Source organism: Micromonospora alfalfae (assembly GCF_022230925.1).
Classification (GTDB): Bacteria; Actinomycetota; Actinomycetes; order Mycobacteriales; family Micromonosporaceae; genus Micromonospora; species Micromonospora alfalfae.
This window is the reverse complement of record NZ_JAKKFH010000001.1, coordinates 257674-274371: the sequence shown is the minus strand read 5'-3', so window position 1 is coordinate 274371 and position 16698 is coordinate 257674. Positions and strand designations below refer to the sequence as shown.

The 16698-nt window shown below is 72.2% G+C and carries 15 protein-coding genes, 1 tRNA gene and 1 pseudogene; 9 read left to right on the top strand and 8 right to left on the bottom strand.

The features are described from left to right. Positions 1-43 precede the first annotated feature (43 nt). Positions 44-1903 carry a hypothetical protein gene (locus MED01_RS01250; protein WP_238666668.1) on the bottom strand — a complete coding sequence of 620 codons (1860 nt, stop codon included), beginning with the start codon at positions 1901-1903 and terminating at the stop codon, positions 44-46. A gap of 101 nt (positions 1904-2004) precedes the next feature. On the opposite strand from MED01_RS01250, the gene MED01_RS01245 reads away from it, so the two are divergent. The 4 genes from MED01_RS01245 (at position 2005) to MED01_RS01230 (ending at position 4435) form a co-directional block, all read left to right on the top strand. Next, positions 2005-2085, top strand: a tRNA-Leu gene (locus tag MED01_RS01245). Positions 2086-2191: 106 nt separating this feature from the next. Beyond that, the gene (locus MED01_RS01240) at positions 2192-3007 is read left to right on the top strand and encodes a Bax inhibitor-1/YccA family protein (RefSeq protein ID WP_238666667.1); all 816 of its coding nucleotides are present in this window, start codon (positions 2192-2194) and stop codon (positions 3005-3007) included. A 301-nt stretch (positions 3008-3308) separates the two neighbouring features. Beyond that, entirely contained in the window at positions 3309-4067 is a 759-nt protein-coding gene (locus MED01_RS01235) for a Bax inhibitor-1/YccA family protein (protein ID WP_238666666.1), read from the top strand. A gap of 47 nt (positions 4068-4114) precedes the next feature. Continuing rightward, the gene (locus tag MED01_RS01230; protein WP_238666665.1) at positions 4115-4435 is read left to right on the top strand and encodes a hypothetical protein; all 321 of its coding nucleotides are present in this window, start codon (positions 4115-4117) and stop codon (positions 4433-4435) included. A 13-nt stretch (positions 4436-4448) separates the two neighbouring features. Here the strand turns inward: MED01_RS01230 and MED01_RS01225 are convergent, their stop codons facing one another. The 3 genes and pseudogenes from MED01_RS01225 to MED01_RS01215 all read right to left on the bottom strand — a co-directional run. Beyond that, entirely contained in the window at positions 4449-5711 is a 1263-nt protein-coding gene (locus MED01_RS01225; protein WP_238666664.1) for an acetyl-CoA C-acetyltransferase, read from the bottom strand. A gap of 78 nt (positions 5712-5789) precedes the next feature. Then, the gene (locus MED01_RS01220; protein WP_238666663.1) at positions 5790-6602 is read right to left on the bottom strand and encodes an SGNH/GDSL hydrolase family protein; all 813 of its coding nucleotides are present in this window, start codon (positions 6600-6602) and stop codon (positions 5790-5792) included. Then, positions 6588-7648, bottom strand: a pseudogene (locus MED01_RS01215) (SGNH/GDSL hydrolase family protein); the annotation flags it as partial. The pseudogene MED01_RS01215 and the gene MED01_RS01220, both read right to left, overlap by 15 nt. A 150-nt stretch (positions 7649-7798) precedes the next feature. Between MED01_RS01215 and MED01_RS01210 the strand changes: the two are divergent. Beyond that, positions 7799-8155: a YkvA family protein gene (locus MED01_RS01210; RefSeq protein WP_112582466.1), complete on the top strand. Its 357-nt coding sequence runs from the start codon at positions 7799-7801 to the stop codon at positions 8153-8155. A 72-nt stretch (positions 8156-8227) separates the two neighbouring features. Then, a complete protein-coding gene (locus MED01_RS01205; protein ID WP_210787667.1) occupies positions 8228-9598 on the top strand; it encodes a cystathionine beta-synthase in 1371 nt (456 codons plus the stop codon). Positions 9599-9780: 182 nt separating this feature from the next. Here MED01_RS01205 and MED01_RS01200 read toward each other — a convergent pair whose 3' ends face one another. From MED01_RS01200 to MED01_RS01185, 4 genes are all read right to left on the bottom strand, one after another. After that, entirely contained in the window at positions 9781-10290 is a 510-nt protein-coding gene (locus MED01_RS01200; protein WP_238666661.1) for a GNAT family N-acetyltransferase, read from the bottom strand. Next, a complete protein-coding gene (locus MED01_RS01195) occupies positions 10287-11216 on the bottom strand; it encodes a ribonuclease Z (protein ID WP_238666660.1) in 930 nt (309 codons plus the stop codon). The genes MED01_RS01200 and MED01_RS01195 overlap by 4 nt, the downstream gene beginning before the upstream one ends. A 443-nt stretch (positions 11217-11659) precedes the next feature. Continuing rightward, on the bottom strand, positions 11660-12322 hold the full coding sequence (msrA, locus tag MED01_RS01190) for a peptide-methionine (S)-S-oxide reductase MsrA (RefSeq protein WP_238666659.1): 663 nt from the start codon (positions 12320-12322) through the stop codon (positions 11660-11662). Positions 12323-12398: 76 nt separating this feature from the next. Then, positions 12399-12821 carry an HIT family protein gene (locus MED01_RS01185; RefSeq protein WP_238666658.1) on the bottom strand — a complete coding sequence of 141 codons (423 nt, stop codon included), beginning with the start codon at positions 12819-12821 and terminating at the stop codon, positions 12399-12401. 141 nt (positions 12822-12962) lie between these two features. On the opposite strand from MED01_RS01185, the gene MED01_RS01180 reads away from it, so the two are divergent. From MED01_RS01180 to MED01_RS01170, 3 genes are all read left to right on the top strand, one after another. Further along, positions 12963-14006, top strand: coding sequence for a YncE family protein (locus MED01_RS01180; protein ID WP_238666657.1), 1044 nt, complete (start codon positions 12963-12965; stop codon positions 14004-14006). 109 nt (positions 14007-14115) lie between these two features. Beyond that, positions 14116-15258, top strand: a complete 1143-nt coding sequence (locus tag MED01_RS01175) for a cystathionine gamma-synthase (protein WP_091394199.1) — start codon at positions 14116-14118, stop codon at positions 15256-15258. A gap of 13 nt (positions 15259-15271) precedes the next feature. Next, positions 15272-16681, top strand: a complete 1410-nt coding sequence (locus MED01_RS01170; RefSeq protein ID WP_238666656.1) for an amidase — start codon at positions 15272-15274, stop codon at positions 16679-16681. The last annotated feature ends 17 nt before the right edge of the window (positions 16682-16698 follow it).

Below are 16698 nucleotides of genomic sequence, written 5' to 3'. Positions count from 1 at the left end.
CTGTCCGGGCGGAAAGTGCAAGATCGGCGGGGTTTTCGTTGGTCTAGACCCGCCACGTCCAGGCGTCGGCGATGCGGGTGGCTGGGCCGTAGAGCTGTTCCAGGGTGGCGCGCAGGCTGTCCGCGTGGGGGGCGTCGTCGGTGAGCGCCACGCAGGAGGCGCCCCAGAAGTCCGCGTCGCGGACCGCCTGGCGGCGCTGCTCGTCGCCGATGGCCGGTTGGTCGCCACGGCGGGCGACGTCCGCCAGTAGCGCCGAGGTGGGCTGCTTGAAGGTGCCCATCGCCGCGCTGCCGCCCCTACCGTACGGGCCGATGAAGAAGCCTTCCGGCAGCCCGAAAGCGGCGTCGGCGGCGGTCGCCCAGCGCATCGGCCAGGGCTCCTTCGGGGTGGGCAGTGGCACCGGGACCAGCACCCCGCCCGGCGGTACGCACTGCCGCCAGTGGCCGCCGGTGATGAACTCCGGCACGGCGGGTCGTCCGGCGGTCGGCAGGGGGGTCGGGAAGACCGGCAGCAGCGCCACGCCGACGGCCAGGGGCACCAGCCGCCGCGCCCGGCCGGAGCTGCGCAGGGCCCGGTCGACAGCGAGCACCAGCAGCGTCGCGACGATCGGCAGCAACGCCAGCGCGAACCGCATCGGCAACGCCCCGTCCACCACCGGCAGCCCCCCGATCACCGCGTACGGGCCGGGGATCGCCGTCCTGGTGCCGCCGAGCACCACCTCCGGGCCGAGCGAGAGCGCCCCCATCACCAGGCCCGCCACGACGCAGGCGAAGACCAGCCGGCGTCGCCCGGCCCAGATCGCGCAGACCGCGGTGACCAGCAGCAGTGGCCAGCCGAGGAACGTGTTGTATTCGGCGGGGCCGGTGGTCAGCCGGGCGGATGCGTCGCTGCCGGCCACCGACAGCGGGGACAACGTCCACCAACTGCTCAGGTCGGCGGAGAAGTAGGCCGGGGTGAACATCCCGTCGGCGACTCCCTGCGGCCCGGCGAACTGGAACCACAGCGGATAGCCGAGCACCAGCAGGGCGAGCCCGCCGGCGATCGCCAACCCGCCGGCGAACCCGGGGAGCGCCCGGCGGGCCAGGTCCCGGTCCGACACGGCGTAGCTGACCGCCATCACCAGCAGCGTGATCGCGGCGAGGAAGAGCACCTCCTCGCCGATGAAGACCTGCGCGCTGACCGCGCCGGCCAGCCCGACCGCGGAGGTGAACATCCGCCGACGGTCCGGCCCGGTGGTGCGGGTACGGCCGGTCTCGTCGGGTGTCCCAGGCCCGGGGTCGGCCGCCCGCAGCAGCCGGACCACCAGCCAGACGATCACCGGCACCAGCCACTGAGCGGTCATGTGCAGGTGGCTGTTGGTCTGCGAGACCATGCCGGGCCCGAATCCACACAGCCCGCCGCCGAGCGCGGCGGCCACCCGGCGGGCGCGCAGCGTCCGGTGGAACAGCAGGTACCAGGCGAGTGCGGTGCCGGCGAGGTTGCCGGCTGCGAGCAGCGCGAAGGTGACAGGTGCGCCCAGCAGCAGGGTGACCGGCGAGAAGAGGACCCCGAGGGCGATCACAGTGGTGTTTGTCATCAGGTTCACGCCGTCGGGAGCGTTGAGCCGGTCGGTGAGCAGGTCGAAGTCGCCGAGCAACGCGCGGGCGTCCACCGCCAGGAACCACTCGTAGAGGGCCTGGTCCTCCGGGTTGAGCGCCAGGATTCGGGCGCCCGGGTCGGGCCACAGCCCGTGGGTGAGCCAGCCGGCCAGCACCGCGAAGACCAGTGCGGCCAGCAGGTCCGCCCGGTGGCGGCGGACGGCGGCCAGCAGCCGGGTGGCCCGGGGTCGGCGGTTGACCTGATCGGCGAGGCGGAATGCCTGCTCAGGGGCGGCGTCGGGGGCCGTGGGGGCTGCGCTGCTCACGGCATCGACCCTAATGTGGCCAGGCCGGCGGGGTACGCCGGGTCGCCGCAGACCGGCTACGGTGACACTGCACCAGGCGTGTCGGCGCGCCGGTGCCACTCGCCCGGGTGGTGGAAAGGCAGACACGGCCGCCTTAAAAGCGGCTGCCGAAAGGCGTGCGGGTTCGACCCCCGCCCCGGGCACCGGTCGACTCACACATTCTCATTCGTGATCTCCAGGACTTGGCTCTGCCGTTTACTCTTGGAGGGCACGTTCACGTGCAAACGACCCCCTGAGGGAGGCCAGACAGTGAAGACCTCGAACCCGGTGCTCGCCCGGCTCGGCCAAGCGGCCGAGCGGGAGCGCTCCGCCGGGTACGCCCCGGCCGGGCCGTACGGACAGCCCGGCATTCCCCAGCAGTACCCGTCCCAGGCCGACTACCCGGCCGCGCCGCCGACCGTGGCACCGATGACCGTCGACGACGTGGTCGTCAAGACTGTCGCTCTGCTCGGCATTCTCGGCATCACCGCCGCGGCCGCCTGGGTGCTCGTGCCCGACGCGCTGGTCAGTACCGCCTGGGTCGGCGCGGCGGTGGTCGGCCTGGTGCTCGGCTTGATCATCTCGTTCTCCCGGATGGCCAACCCGGCGCTCGTGATCGCGTACGCGGTCGTCGAGGGTGTCTTCGTCGGCATGGTCAGCAAGGCGTTCGAGACTGCCTACGACGGCATCGTGCTCCAGGCCGCCGCAGCCAGCTTCGGGATCTTCTTCCTGATGGCGATGCTCTACCGGGCGAAGGTCATCCGGGCTACCCCGGCCTTCGTCAAGGGCATGATCGCCGTGATGGTCGGCCTCTTCGCTGTCATGATGATCAACCTGGTGTTGGCGCTGTTCGGCGTCAACACCGGCCTGCGCGACGGCAGCCCGCTCGCCATCGGCTTCAGCCTGGTCTGCATCGTGGTCGCCTCGCTGAGCTTCGTGCTCAGCTTCAAGGAGATCGAGGACGGCGTCCGGATGGGCCTGCCCCAGCGCTACTCCTGGGTGGCCGCGTTCGGCATCCTGGTCAGCCTGGTCTGGCTCTACATCGAGATCCTGCGCCTGCTGAGCTACTTCCAGGGCGACGACTGACCTCGTCCGCACTGCCGACCGGCGCCCGTCCCCACTCCGGTGGGGGCGGGCGCCGTCGTCCGCGCCGTTTGCCCGCCGCCGCCGGTCCGCCCGAGGCAGAGTGACTGCGAGGGCATGTGTCAAAGCCTCGGTCGAGCCGAGGCGGAGTCCAGGCGGCGGTCCGGCAAGGCGGGAATTGGCCCGGATACCGGTGTCGTATCCGGGCCAATTCCCAACGCGGCCGGTCGTCGTCTGGGCCCGTCGCAGGCCGGCCAGGGGCTTTGACACATGCCCTGGGGGTACGCGGGCGAAGGAGGCGGCGGTGCGCAGCAACAACCCGGTGCTCAACCGGCTGGACGAAACCGGCCGGGTGGAGGCCCGGGTGCTCGGCGCCCGTGACGTCGAGCCGATGACAGTCGACGACGTGGTGGTCCGTACCGTCGGGTTGCTGCTGGTGACCGGCGTGGCCGCGGCGGTGTCCTGGGCGGTGATCCCCGACGCGGTGTGGCTGGGCGCCGCGCTGGCGGGCAGCGCGCTCGCCTCGATCGCGCTGGTCCTGGTCATCTCGTTGCGAGCGATCACCAACCCGGTGCCGATCGTCGGCTACGCCATCCTCCAGGGGCTGCTGCTGGGGGTGGCGAGCCGCACCTTCGAGCAGGTCTATCCGGGCATCGTGGTGCAGGCGGTGGCCGGCACCTTCGGCGTGTTCCTCGGCATGGCGGCGCTCTACCGGGCCCGGGTGATCCGGGCGACGCCCCGCCTGGCCCGCCTGGTGATCGGCACCCTGCTCGGCATCGCCGTGCTCAGCGTGGTCAACCTGGTGTCGTACCTGATCAGCGGGCGGCCGGGCCTGGCGGGCTACAGCGTCAGCGGGGAGGTCGGCTGGCTGCCGTACGCCTTCTCGGTGGTGGCCATCATCGCCGGGGCGTTCAGCTTCATCCTCGACTTCGATCTCGTCGAGCGCTCGGTGCGGGACGGCCGGGCCCGTCGGTACGCGTGGCTGAGCGCGTTCGGCCTGCTCACCGGGTTGGTCTTTCTCTACTGGCAGTTGCTGCGGCTGCTCAGTTACCTGCGCCGCTGACCGGGCCGACCCGGGCGCGGCCGGTGTCGGCCGTAGACTCGGCGGCGATGAGCGCAGCGGAGTTGGACAAGGCCGTGCAGTTGCTGGTGCGTCAGATCGCGCACTGGCAGCAGCCCCGGTGGGCGGCGGTCGCGACCGTCGGCAACGTGTCCCGCGCCGACCTGGTGCACCGCCTGGTGCAGGAGGTCGCCAACCTGGCCGCCGACGCCGAGGGGGAGCCCCGTCGGGTGGTGCCCCGGCTCGACAACGACCTGGCCCTACCCGATCAGTTGCGGGTGGTCACGGCGGACCTGCTGGCCGCCGACCCGGGGGCCGAGGCGCTGGCCCGGGCCGCCGCCGAGGTGACGGCGACCCGCAGCGCGCTCTGAAAGGCAGGGCAGCTCAGCTGAGCCGTTCCAGCACCATGGCCATGCCCTGGCCACCGCCCACGCACATGGTCTCCAGACCGATGGTCTTGTCGTGCCACTCCAGCGCGTTGAGCAGGGTGCCGGTGATCCGGGCGCCGGTCATGCCGAACGGGTGGCCGACAGCGATGGCCCCACCCATCACGTTCAGCTTCTCCTCCGGGATGCCCAGCTCGCGGTAGGAGGGGATGACCTGCGCGGCGAACGCCTCGTTGATCTCGACGAGGTCGACGTCGTCGATGGTCATGCCGGCTCGGCGCAGCGCCTGGCGGGACGCCTCGACCGGCCCGAGACCCATGATCTCCGGCGACAGGGCTGTCACACCGGTCGAGACGATCCGGGCCAGCGGGGTGAGCCCGAGTTCCTCGGCCCGCTGGGCGCTCATCACCACCACGGCGGCGGCCCCGTCGTTGAGCGGGCAGCAGTTTCCGGCGGTGATTCGACCGTCCGGGCGGAACACCGGCTTCAGCCCGGCGACCGCGTCGAGCGTGACGCCGGCCCGGGGCCCGTCGTCGGTGCTCACCACCGTGCCGTCCGGCGTGGTGACCCCTGTGATCTCCCGGGCCCAGAAACCGTCGGTGATGGCCTTCTCGGCGAGGTTCTGGCTGCGTACGCCGAACTCGTCCATGTCGGCGCGGGTGACGTCGTACACCTGGGCCAGGTTCTCCGCGGTCTGCCCCATGGTCAGGTAGATGTCGGGCAGCTCGCCGGCCTCACGCGGGTCGGTCCACACCTCGGCGCCGCCCTGCGCGCGGCGCTTCGAGCGCTCGCCGGCCGGCCCGAACCGGGGGTTCTCCCAGCCGCCGCCAACCAGTGCCTGCGCCTCGGGCGGCAGCCCGTCGGAGCTGCCCCGGGCGTAGCGGGAGACCATCTCCACCCCGGCGGAGACGAACACATCGCCCTCGCCGGCCCGGATGGCGTGCATCGCCATCCGGGTGGTCTGCAACGAGGAGGCGCAGTAGCGGGTCAGTGTGGCCCCGGGGACAGTGTCCAGACCGAGGAGGGTGGACACCACCCGGGCCATGTTGAAGCCCTGCTCGCCGCCGGGCAGGCCGCAGCCGAGGTAGAGGTCGTCGATCGTTGTCGGATCGAGCGCGGGGATCTTGTCCAGCGCGGCCTGGACGATTGTCGCGGCGAGGTCGTCGGAGCGGACGTCGCGCAGGGAACCCTTGTGCGCCCGGCCGATGGGGGAGCGGGCGGTGGCGACGATGACGGCGTCGCGGGACGACTCAATCGGCATGGACCAACGTTAACCCGCCGGTAACATGGCGCGGAAGAAGCCGGCGCGGCGGGAAATGTCACCCTGGCCGGGGGCGATCTAGCGCCGGGTCGTGGCCGCCGCCGCGGCGACGATGGCGGGCAGCAGCGCGTGCGCCCACACCCGGTAGCCGTCGGCGGAGGGGTGGAAGCCGTCCTGGCAGAGCGTCCCGGCGTCGGCCCGGAACACCGGCCCGGTCTCGGTGGCCAGGTCGACCACCGCGCCCCCCGCCTCCAGCACGGCAGTGGTCTGCGCGCGGGCCACCCGACGCCCGGACCAGCCGACCACCTGCCGCAGCGGCGGCGCGATGGCACGTACGGCCCCGAGGTCCGGGCAGGTGCCCACCACCACCTCGACGCGCGCCTCGCGCAGGCGGTGCACCGCCGCGCCGAGGTAGGCCGCCGCGTCGGAGGGTCGGCGCAGCCCGGTGGCGTCGTTCGCGCCGATCAGGATCAACGCCACGTCGGGCCGCTCGCCGAGCAGGGCCCGGGCCACCTGGGTGGCGAGGTCCGTCGAGCGGGAGCCGGAGACGCCGACGCTGGACAGGTGCACCCGGCGGCCGGCCGGGCCCTCGGCGAGCAGGTTGGCCAACTGCCCGCCGATGGTGTCCTCCAGACGGTCGACACCGACTCCCAGTGCCGACGAGTCGCCGAGCAACACCAGTCGCAGCGGGGAAGCGCCCGCCCGGCCGACAGTGGCGCGCAGGGCAAGGCCGAGCTCCGGTTCGGCGTAGCGTCGGTGCCGGGCGATGAACGCCTCACCTGCGAGGACGGCAGCGCCCCCGACAGTGCCGGCGAACAGCGAGATCGCCGCCGCCCGACCCAGTCGGCCGGCGAGGCCGGAGGTCACGCTCCGTGCGCTGCGCTCGTTCATGCCAGTCCCTCCACTGTCGAGGTGTCCGAGGCGGACCCGTGCTGCGGCACCGCGCCGACACCGAAGAACGCCCGTCGGCGTAGCTGCGCCCAACGGCCGGCCGGCCCTCGGTCGCGGCCCCGGACCTGGACGCCGCTGACCTCCGTGCCGGCGTGTCGAGCCGCCTCCTGCGCGGCCTTCGGCAGCGACCGTACGCCGTCGGCGCGCGTCGGTGTGGCCCGTCGTTCCGGCGTCGCGCCGAGGGCGGAAAGCATCGTCGGCAGGAGCGCGGCGGCGGCCATCGCGTACCCCTCGGCGGAGGGGTGGAACCGGTCCCAGGCGAACATCCGGGTCGGCTCGGCCGCGAACCGGGGGCCGAGCAGGTCACCGAGGGAGACCGTCCACCCACCCGCCTCGACCACCGCCACCGTCTGGGCGGCCGCGAGCTGGCGGCTCCAGCGGTGCGCCAGCCAGCGCAGAGGCGGCTGGATCGGGCGGATCGCGCCCAGGTCGGGGCAGGTGCCGACGACCACCTCGCACCCCTCGTCACGCAGGGAGTGCACCGCCTCGACCAGGTAGCGCACCGCCAGACCGCGCGGGGTGCGGTTGGTGATGTCGTTGCCGCCGATGAGGATCACCGCGATGTCGGGTCGGCACTCCAGCGCCGCCTCCACCTGGTGGCGCAGCGCCGCCGAGATGGCACCGACCACCGCGAAGCGGTGCAGCTGCACCGGCCGGTGCAGTCGACGGGACAGGCCGGTGGCGAGCAGCGCCCCGGGCGTCTCCCGACGGCGGTGCACCCCGTAGCCGGCCGCCGACGAGTCACCGAGCACGACCATGGTGAGCGCCGGACCGGGAAACTTCGCGCCGTACATCCCATCGCAGCGGGGCGGCGGCGCCTCGGCCATCGGGATGGTCCGTCGAGCCTGGCGGGCCTGGCCGACCAGCACCCCGCCGGTCGCCACAGCGGCCGCCGCTGTGGCGCCGGTCCCGATAGCGGCCAGCAGGGCGACGCGCCTGGCCTGCCGCCAGCGCTCATCGGGTACGACGAAACCTGCCACCCCCATATCTCGACATTATCGCGCTGGCCCGACACACCGCTGTCGTCGTGACGGCACCCGGGTGCCTGGAAACCGACGCGACGGGGTACCTGGGTTCCAGAGGCCGGCCGACTTGCGCCGACCCGCCACGCTGATCCGGCGGAGAGGAGCGCGACGATGGGTAAGACACTGAAGCGCAGCGCGGCGTTCACGGCCCTGGCGCGGGCCCTGGCGGCCGGGGCGCGCAACGGGCCGTCGATCGGCACGCGGTTGGCCGCGCTGCCCCGGATGATTCGAGCCACCACCAAGGGGGAGTACGACGGCGGCCTTCGGCTGGCCCTGATGACCGCGGCGACCGCGTACATCGTCTCGCCGATCGACCTGCTTCCGGAGATCCCGCTGGCGATCTTCGGGCTGGCCGACGACGCGGTAATGGTCACCTGGTTGGCCGGCAGCGTGCTCGCCGAGACCGACAGGTTCCTGGAGTGGGAGGCCCGCCGTAGCTCGGTCATCCCCGGGGGGTTGGTGCCCTGACGACACGTACGCTGGGCGGTGAGCGAACGTCTTCCTGGCCGCCACCGTCGGCGCCGCAACGAAGGGCACACCGTGCAGTACTACGACAACGTCGTCGACATGATCGGAAACACCCCGCTGGTGCGTCTGCGTAACGTCACCGAGGGCATCCAGGCCACCGTGCTGGCCAAGGTGGAGTACGTCAACCCGGGCGGCTCGGTGAAGGACCGGATCGCGCTGCGGATGGTGGAGGACGCCGAGGCCGCCGGCCTACTCAAGCCCGGCGGCACCATCGTCGAGCCGACCAGCGGCAACACCGGCGTCGGGTTGGCCCTGGTGGCCCAGCTCAAGGGCTACAAGTGCGTCTTCGTCTGCCCCGACAAGGTCAGCCAGGACAAGCAGGACGTGCTCCGGGCGTACGGCGCCGAGGTGGTGGTCTGCCCGACCGCCGTCGCGCCGGAGGACCCGCGCTCGTACTACAACGTCTCCGACCGGCTGACCAGGGAGATCCCCGGCGCCTGGAAGCCCAACCAGTACAGCAACCCGGCCAACCCGCGCTCGCACTACGAGACGACCGGCCCGGAGCTGTGGAAGCAGACCGACGGCGAACTCACCCACTTCGTGACCGGCGTCGGCACCGGCGGCACCATCTCCGGCATCGGCAGGTACCTCAAGGAGGCGTCCGAGGGTCGGGTGCGCATCGTCGGGGCCGACCCGGAGGGCTCTGTCTACTCCGGCGGCACCGGCCGCCCGTACCTGGTGGAGGGCGTCGGCGAGGACTTCTGGCCGGAGACGTACGACCGGGGTGTCGCCGACGAGATCGTGGAGGTCTCCGACAAGGCGTCCTTCGAGATGACCCGGCGACTGGCCCGCGAGGAGGGGCTGCTGGTCGGCGGTTCCTGCGGAATGGCTGTGGTCGCCGCCCTGGAGGTCGCCCGCCGGGCCGGCCCGGACGACGTGGTGGTGGTGCTGCTGCCCGACGGCGGTCGTGGCTACCTCTCCAAGATCTTCAACGACTCGTGGATGGCCCGGTACGGTTTCCTCGACAACTCGGGCGCGGAGCCGACGGTGGCCGACGCACTGGCCAGCAAGCCGGGCGGGCTGCCCGAGCTGGTGCACGTGCACCCGACCGAGACCGTCCGCGACGCGATCGACTACATGCGCGAGTACGGCGTCTCGCAGCTGCCGGTGCTCAAGGCCGAGCCGCCCGTGGTGACCGGTGAGGTCGCCGGCTCGATCGCCGAACGGGACCTGCTCGACGCGCTGTTCACCGGCCAGGCCCACCTGCACGACACGATCGAGCGGCACATGGGCGACCCGCTGCCGATGATCGGTGGTGGTCAGCCGGTGAGCGAGGCGGTCGGCATGCTGGAGAAGTCCGACGCCGCCCTGGTCCTGGTCGACGGCAAGCCCAAGGGCGTCCTGACCCGCCAGGACCTCCTGTCCCACCTAGGCGCCCACTAACCCCCCCCCGCTCCCCGTCCCCGCCCCCCCATCCCGTCGATCTTGCACTTACTGTCGCCTGAATGTCGTTACTGCAGCGTTTTGTCCCGACAGAAAGTGCAAGATCGGCGAGGTGGGGGTGGAGCGAGGCGGGGTGGGGGCGGAGCGAGGCGGGGTGGGGCGGAGCGGGGCGGGGTGGGCGGTTAGAGGGGGCGGGCGTAGCGGAGTTGTCGGGTCGGGGCCGACCCGATCGCCTCGTCGCGTTCGTCGCCGGTGGGGGTCCAGCCGCCGCGCTCGTAGAACGAGCGGGCGTGGGCGTTGTCCCGCAGCACCCAGAGCACGGCACGCCGCCAGCCCTGCGCCCGCATGGCTTCCAGGGCGTCCACCATCAGGGTGCGACCGACGCCGCGGCCCTGCTCGGCAGGGTCGAGGTGGATCGCGTTGAGCAGTCCGGTGGCGGGGTCGTCCTCGTCGTCCGGGCCCAGGTGGCTGAACCCGACCAACGCCCCGGCCCGCTCGGCCACTGTCATCCGGTGGGTGTCCCGCTCCCAGATCCACCGCTCGACCCAGTACCGTCCCATCGCCTCCGGTGTCGGGTCGGCCAGCGCCTCGGCCGGCAGGAAGGCGGAGTACGCGGCGACCCGGGAGCGCTGGTGCAGGGCACCCACCGCCATCAGGTCGCCTTCGGTCGCTGGGCGGAGCGTGACGGTCACCCGGCCGAGGCTACCCGGCGCGGGGGAAGCTGCACCGTGGTCAGATCCTCGGCGATGATCAGTTCGCCGTCGAAGTGCGCGCGCGCCTCGTCGTGGAACCGGCGCGGGTCGGGGTAGCGCTGGGAGAAGTGGGTGAGCACGAGTCGGCGTACCCCGGACTCGGTGGCCACCCGGGCGGCCTGCGCCGCGGTCAGGTGGCCGACCTCGGCGGCGAGCGCGGCCTCCGACTCCAGGAACGTCGACTCGATGACCAGCAGGTCGGCGTGCTCGGCGAGGGCGTACACCCCGTCGCAGAGCCCGGTGTCCATCACGAACGCGAACCGCTGCCCCGGCCGGGGCACGCTCACCTCGTCCCGGGCGACGCGGCGTCCGTCGAGGTCCAGGTGCCCGACGCGGATCAGCTCGCCGACGGCCGGCCCGGTGATGCCGTACGCGGCCAGCTTCTCCGGCAGCATCCGGTGCCCGTCCGGCTCGACCAGCCGGTAGCCGTACGTCTCGATGGGGTGCCGAAGCCGGCGTGCCTCCAGCGTGCCGCAGCGCAGGGCGATCCGTTGCCCGTCCGCCTCGATGGGCTCGACCCGCAGTTCGGCGGTCTCGTAGAACGAGGTGGCGTACCGCAGTCGGGCGAAGTATTCGGCGCCGCCGGCGGGAAAGTGCACGGCGACCGGGTGCGCCACCCGGTCCAGGGAGAGCCGCTGGATGGTGCCGGGCAGGCCCAGGCAGTGGTCGCCGTGGAAGTGGGTGACGCAGACCCGGGTCAGGTCGGTGGCGGTGACAGTGGTGTGCAGGAGTTGGCGCTGGCTGCCCTCACCCGGGTCGAAGAGGATCACCTCGTCGTCCCAACGCAGCACGTACCCGTTGTGGTTGCGCTGACGGGTCGGCGCCTGGCTGGCCGTCCCCAGCACCACCAGCTCACGCATTGACATCGCCACTCCTGCGGATATGGAGCGACCCCCGGGGCGCTCCGCGCATGTGCGCGGGCCGGCTGGACTTGGCCGGCACCCCGGGGGTCGGGTGGCTGTCGTGGATTCGCCGCACCGCTGCCACACGGTCTCGACGATGGTGCTTTTTGCCCGCCTCGCGGCGAGCCGATCACTGTCGAGGACAGCGGCTAGCTGACAGCCACCTCACGAGTCCGATTGCTATACAAGTCTGGACCACCTCCTTTCACGTGTACGGCCACGTTATCGAGTTCTCGTCGGGCTCGGCAACGGATTTCGATCACAGGGCCGAACGGGAATGCCCGGCCACCTCCTGACGTGGTCGGGCGGCGGTGGCTCAGGTGGCGAAGGTCGGGTCGGCAGCGGGGGCCGCAGAGCCGTCGGGGCGCGGCGATCGCCGCGCCCCGACGGGGTGGTGTGCGTCTTGGTCAGCCGCCGACTCGGGCCACGCCGACCGGGCAGCTCAGCCCGTTCGGGCCGTGGTTGCAATAACCATTCGGGTTCTTGGTCGGCGCCAGGTACTGCTGGTGGTAGTCCTCGGCGAAGTAGTAGCTGCCGAGCGGCGCGATCTCGGTGGTGATCTCACCCTTGCCGGCCCGCGTCACGATCGGCTGGAACGCGTCCCGGGACGACTCCGCGATGGTCCGCTGCTCGTCGGTGGTCGTGTAGATCGCCGAGCGGTACTGGGTGCCCACGTCGTTGCCCTGGCGCATGCCCTGGGTCGGGTCGTGGTTCTCCCAGAAGACCTTCAGCAGATCCTCATAATTGATCTTGCTGGGGTCGTACACCACCTGGACGACCTCGGCGTGCCCGGTCCGGCCGGAACACGTCTCCTCGTACGTCGGGTTCTTGGTGATGCCACCCGCGTAGCCGGCGGAGGTGGTGTAGACACCGGGCAGCGTCCAGAACAGCCGCTCGGCACCCCAGAAACAGCCCATGCCGAAGACCGCTACCTGAAGGCCCTCAGGGAACGGGCCCTTCAACGGGGTGCCCAGCACCTCGTGGCGGTCGGCGACCGGCATGGCGATCGAACGGCCCGGCAGGGCCTGGTCGGGCGAGACCATATCGGCGTTCATACGGCGCAAAAACACGGTGGGGATCTCCTTTCGTACCACTCCCAGCGTGTAACACCGGAGGGTCCACCTTCCTTACCCGCGTGACAGTCAGTCAGGCCCCGCCGGGGAGCGCCGCTGCGATCCGGTCCGCGTACGCCTGGGCCTCGGTGTCGTCGTCGTACCGCGTGCGCGGCCAGAAGAAGCCCCGCAACCCGTCGCCCTTGGTGCGAGGGACCACGTGGGTGTGCAGGTGGGGCACCGATTGGGACACCTTGTTGTTCATCGCCACGAACGTCCCACCGGCGCCGAGAGCGGTCTCTACCGCCACCGCGAGCCGCTGAACCATGGCGAAGTAGTCGGGCAGCAGGTCGGCCGGCAACTCCGCCAGGGTCACCAGGTGCACTCGGGGCACCACCAGGACATGGCCCTTGAACACCGGCCGGGTGTCCAGGAAGGCCACCCCGTCCGGGGTGTCGGCCACCCGGAACGCCGGCACCTCGCCCGTCACGATCCCGCAGAACACGCAACCGCTCATCGGCCCAGGCTATGCCGGCGGCCTCGCGGGGCACGGCGCCCCCCGCACGTGAACCGACTGTGGTAATCATCTACGTGAATCGATGAACGCGGGGTGATCCCGGCCGTCGGCGTGCGCGTCGACGCTCCGAAAGGACCAAGCTTGCAGAACAGAAGAGGCCTCACCCTGGCGCTGGCGGCGCTGATCGCCGGGCTGCTCACCGGCGCGACCCCGGGCCACGCCCAGGCGGCCGCCGCGCCGACCGCCGTCGCACTGCCGCTGAACACGGTGGCCGACGTGGTGTCGGCCGGTGACCGGGTCTTCGTCAGCGGTGGCAGCTCCGCAACCGATGTCGTGGTGACCAGCGCGACAGGCACCGTGGTCGGCACGCTGTCGGGCCTGCCCGGCCCCACCGACCTGCTGCTCAGCGCCGACCGGCGGACCCTCTACGTGGCGCTGCCCACCGCCAACGCCATCGCCGCCTTCGACACCGGCTCGCTGATCGAGTCGGCCCGGTACGACACCGGCGCGGGCGAGTGCCCGTCGTCGCTGGCGTTGACCGGCCGGTACCTGTGGTTCGGCTACGGCTGTGACCAGTGGGGCGGCAACATCGGCCAGATCGACCTGGGACGCCAGCCGGCCCGGGTGACGACGGGGATGGCCGCCACTCAGGACTTCTACGGCGCTCCGCTGCTCGCCGCCGCCAGCCAGAACCGGTCGGTGCTGCTGGCCGGGCAGATGTCGTTGAGCCCGGCGTCGGTCTACGCGTACGCGATCGGAGCCGGGGGAACGCTGACCCTGCTGCGGGCGAGTGGCTGGACGGCGATCGGCAGCAACCTGCGGGACATCGCCCTCGACCCGACCGGTACCACCGTCTACACCGCGGCCGGTGCCCCGTACGAGGTGCAGGCGTTCCCGTTCGCCGACATCACCACGCCCTCCGCGACCTTCCCCACCGGCGCCTACCCGGCCGCCGTCGAGCCGTCCCGCGACGGCACCAGGATCGCCGCCGCAGCGGACACGTCGTACCTGTTCGTCCATCGGCCGGACGGCACCGAACTGACCCGCTTCGTGCTGGGAGGCGGTGAGCTGAGCCCGGGTGGGTTGGCCTGGTCGCCGAACGGTGCACGGCTCTACGCGCTCTCCTACGACTGGACCGGGAGAAACCCGGCCACCCTGCACGTCCTGCCCGTACCGGCCGGCTGACCGGCCGTCGGCCCCTGGCTGGCACACGGGGCCGGGCCGGAAGGCCCGGCCCCCACCGGGAGCGCGGGTTCCGTTCCCGCCCTCGGGGCGGGGCACTAGCCTCACCAGAATGAGTCACGGCTTCGAGACGCTCGCCATCCACGCCGGTCAGGACCCCGAGGCCCGCACCGGCGCGGTGATCCCACCGATCTACCAGACCAGCACGTACGCCCAGGACGCTGTCGGCGCACCTCGTCTCGGCTACGAGTACAGCCGCTCCGGCAACCCGACCCGTGACGCGCTCCAGGAGTGCCTGGCGGCGCTGGAGGGCGGGCCGGTGGGGCTCGCCTTCGCCAGCGGCCTGGCGGCGGAGGACACCCTGCTGCGGGCCGTGTGTCAGCCCGGCGACCACGTGGTGATCCCGGACGACGCGTACGGCGGCACGTACCGGCTCTTCGCCCGGGTCGCCCAGCGCTGGGGCCTGGAGTTCAGCCCGGCCAAGGTCTCCGACCCGGACGCGGTCCGGGCGGCGGTGCAGCCCGGTCGTACGAAGATCGTCTGGGTGGAGACGCCGACCAACCCGCTGCTCGGGATCGCCGACATCGCCGCCCTGGCCGCCGTGGCACATGACGCGGGCGCCCTGCTGGTGGTGGACAACACCTTCGCCTCGCCGTACCTGCAGCAGCCGATCGCCTTCGGCGCGGACGTCGTGGTGCACTCCACCACCAAGTACGTCGGCGGGCACTCCGACGTGGTCGGTGGCGCCCTCGTCGTCGCCGACGCCGGGCTCGGCGAGGAGTTGCGCTACCACCAGAACGCGATGGGCGCGATCAACGGTCCGTTCGACGCCTGGCTCACCCTGCGGGGCATCAAGACCCTCGGGGTACGCATGGACCGGCACTGCGACAACGCCGAGCGGCTCGCCGCGTACCTCGACGGTCACGCCAAGGTCGCCCAGGTGCTCTATCCGGGCCTGCCCTCGCACCCCGGTCACGAGGTGGCCGCCAAGCAGATGCGCAGGTTCGGCGGCATGATCTCGTTCCGCGCCGCCGGTGGTGAGGACCACGCCGTGGACATCTGCAACCGGGCCAAGCTCTTCGTGCTCGCCGAGTCGCTGGGTGGTGTGGAATCCCTGATCGAGCACCCGGGTCGGATGACACACGCAAGTGCTGCCGGCTCGCCGCTTGAAGTTCCCGGGGATCTCGTGCGACTGTCTGTCGGCATCGAGACGGTCGACGACCTACTCGCCGATCTGGAGCAGGCGCTGGGCTGACCGCTGGGGGAGGATGGCCGTGCAGGACATCATGGCGACCTGGGTCGGAGCGACCGCCAAGCAGATCGCCCGGGGCGTACGCCGAGGTGACGTCTCGGCGACCCAGGTCGTCGCCGACCACCTCGAGTACATCTCCCGAGCCGACAGTGAGCTGGCCGCGTTCCGCGCCGTTCGCGGCGGTGAGGCGATCACCGAGGCGGAGAAGGTCGACGAGCAGGAGGACCTGGCCAACCTGCCGCTGGCCGGGGTTCCGGTGGCGGTCAAGGAGAACACACCGGTCGCCGGTCTGCCCACCTGGAACGGCTCGGCCGCCGCCCGCACCGACGTGGCGGAGGCCGACCACGAGGTGGTGCGTCGGCTGCGCGGCGCCGGCGCGGTGATCCTCGGCGTGACCCGGATGCCGGAGCTGGGGCTGTGGGCAGTGACCGACGACGACAGCGGGGTGACCCGTAACCCCTGGGACAGCACGCGTACCCCCGGTGGGTCCTCCGGTGGTGCCGCCGCCGCTGTCGCCGCCGGGCTGGTGCCGATCGCGCACGCCAACGACGGTCTCGGCTCGATCCGGATTCCCGCGGCCTGCTGCGGACTCGTCGGGCTCAAGCCGGGCCGGGGCGTGGTCCCCTGCCAGCTCGGGGCGGACGACTGGTTCGGCCTCACCGAGCACGGCATGCTCACCAGCACTGTCGCCGACGCGGCGGTCGGCTTCTCGGTGCTCGCCGGCCGGCGTCCCGAGAAGCTGGTCCCCCCGCAGCGGCTGCGGGTGGGTGTCTCGCTGCGTTCGCCGGTGCGCGGTGTCGCACCGGACGCGCCAAACCGGGACGCGGTCGCCGCCGCCGGTCGGCTCCTCGCCGCCGCCGGGCACGACACCGTGCCGGCCGATCCGGTCTACCCGACCGCGCTCGGCCTGCAGGGCATCGCCACCTGGCTCGCCGCGGCCGCCACCGACGTCCGGGCCTCCGGTCTGGACCGGCGTGGGCTGCAACGGCGGACCCGGCGACACGTCGCGCTCGGCGAGTGGGCGCAGCGTCGCGGCTACGTGCGGGAGGCGGACCGGGCCGCCTGGCGGCAACGGTCCGTCGACTTCTTCACCGACCACTCGGTCGACCTGCTACTCACCCCGGCGCTGGCCAGCGCGCCACCGGAGGCGGCCCGCTGGTCGGAGCGGTCCTGGCGGGCGAACATGTCAGCCAACATCCGGTACGCCCCGTACGCCGCACCCTGGAACATCGCCGGCCTGCCGGCGGTCGTCGTGCCGGTCGGCCGCCGCCCGGACGGCCTGCCGGTCGCCGTGCAGCTGGTCGGTCCGCCCGGTTCGGAGCTGCTGCTGCTCGGTGTGGCCGGTCAGTTCGAGATGGCCGCGCCGTGGACGCGTCACGCCCCCGGCTACCCCCGGGTCGGCACGGAGTCGCCGGCCACCGCCTGACCGTCGACTGTGTGCGC

Bases quoted from the DNA above. Each gene is read 5' to 3' on its own strand.
- MED01_RS01230 (WP_238666665.1), top strand. From the start codon at position 4,115: ATGAGCGCAGCGGAGTTGGACAAGGCCGTGCAGTTGCTGGTGCGTCAG.
- MED01_RS01225 (WP_238666664.1), bottom strand. From the start codon at position 5,711: ATGCCGATTGAGTCGTCCCGCGACGCCGTCATCGTCGCCACCGCCCGC.
- MED01_RS01220 (WP_238666663.1), bottom strand. From the start codon at position 6,602: ATGAACGAGCGCAGCGCACGGAGCGTGACCTCCGGCCTCGCCGGCCGA.
- MED01_RS01210 (WP_112582466.1), top strand. From the start codon at position 7,799: ATGGGTAAGACACTGAAGCGCAGCGCGGCGTTCACGGCCCTGGCGCGG.
- MED01_RS01195 (WP_238666660.1), bottom strand. From the start codon at position 11,216: ATGTCAATGCGTGAGCTGGTGGTGCTGGGGACGGCCAGCCAGGCGCCG.
- MED01_RS01185 (WP_238666658.1), bottom strand. From the start codon at position 12,821: ATGAGCGGTTGCGTGTTCTGCGGGATCGTGACGGGCGAGGTGCCGGCG.
- MED01_RS01175 (WP_091394199.1), top strand. From the start codon at position 14,116: ATGAGTCACGGCTTCGAGACGCTCGCCATCCACGCCGGTCAGGACCCC.
- MED01_RS01170 (WP_238666656.1), top strand. From the start codon at position 15,272: ATGGCCGTGCAGGACATCATGGCGACCTGGGTCGGAGCGACCGCCAAG.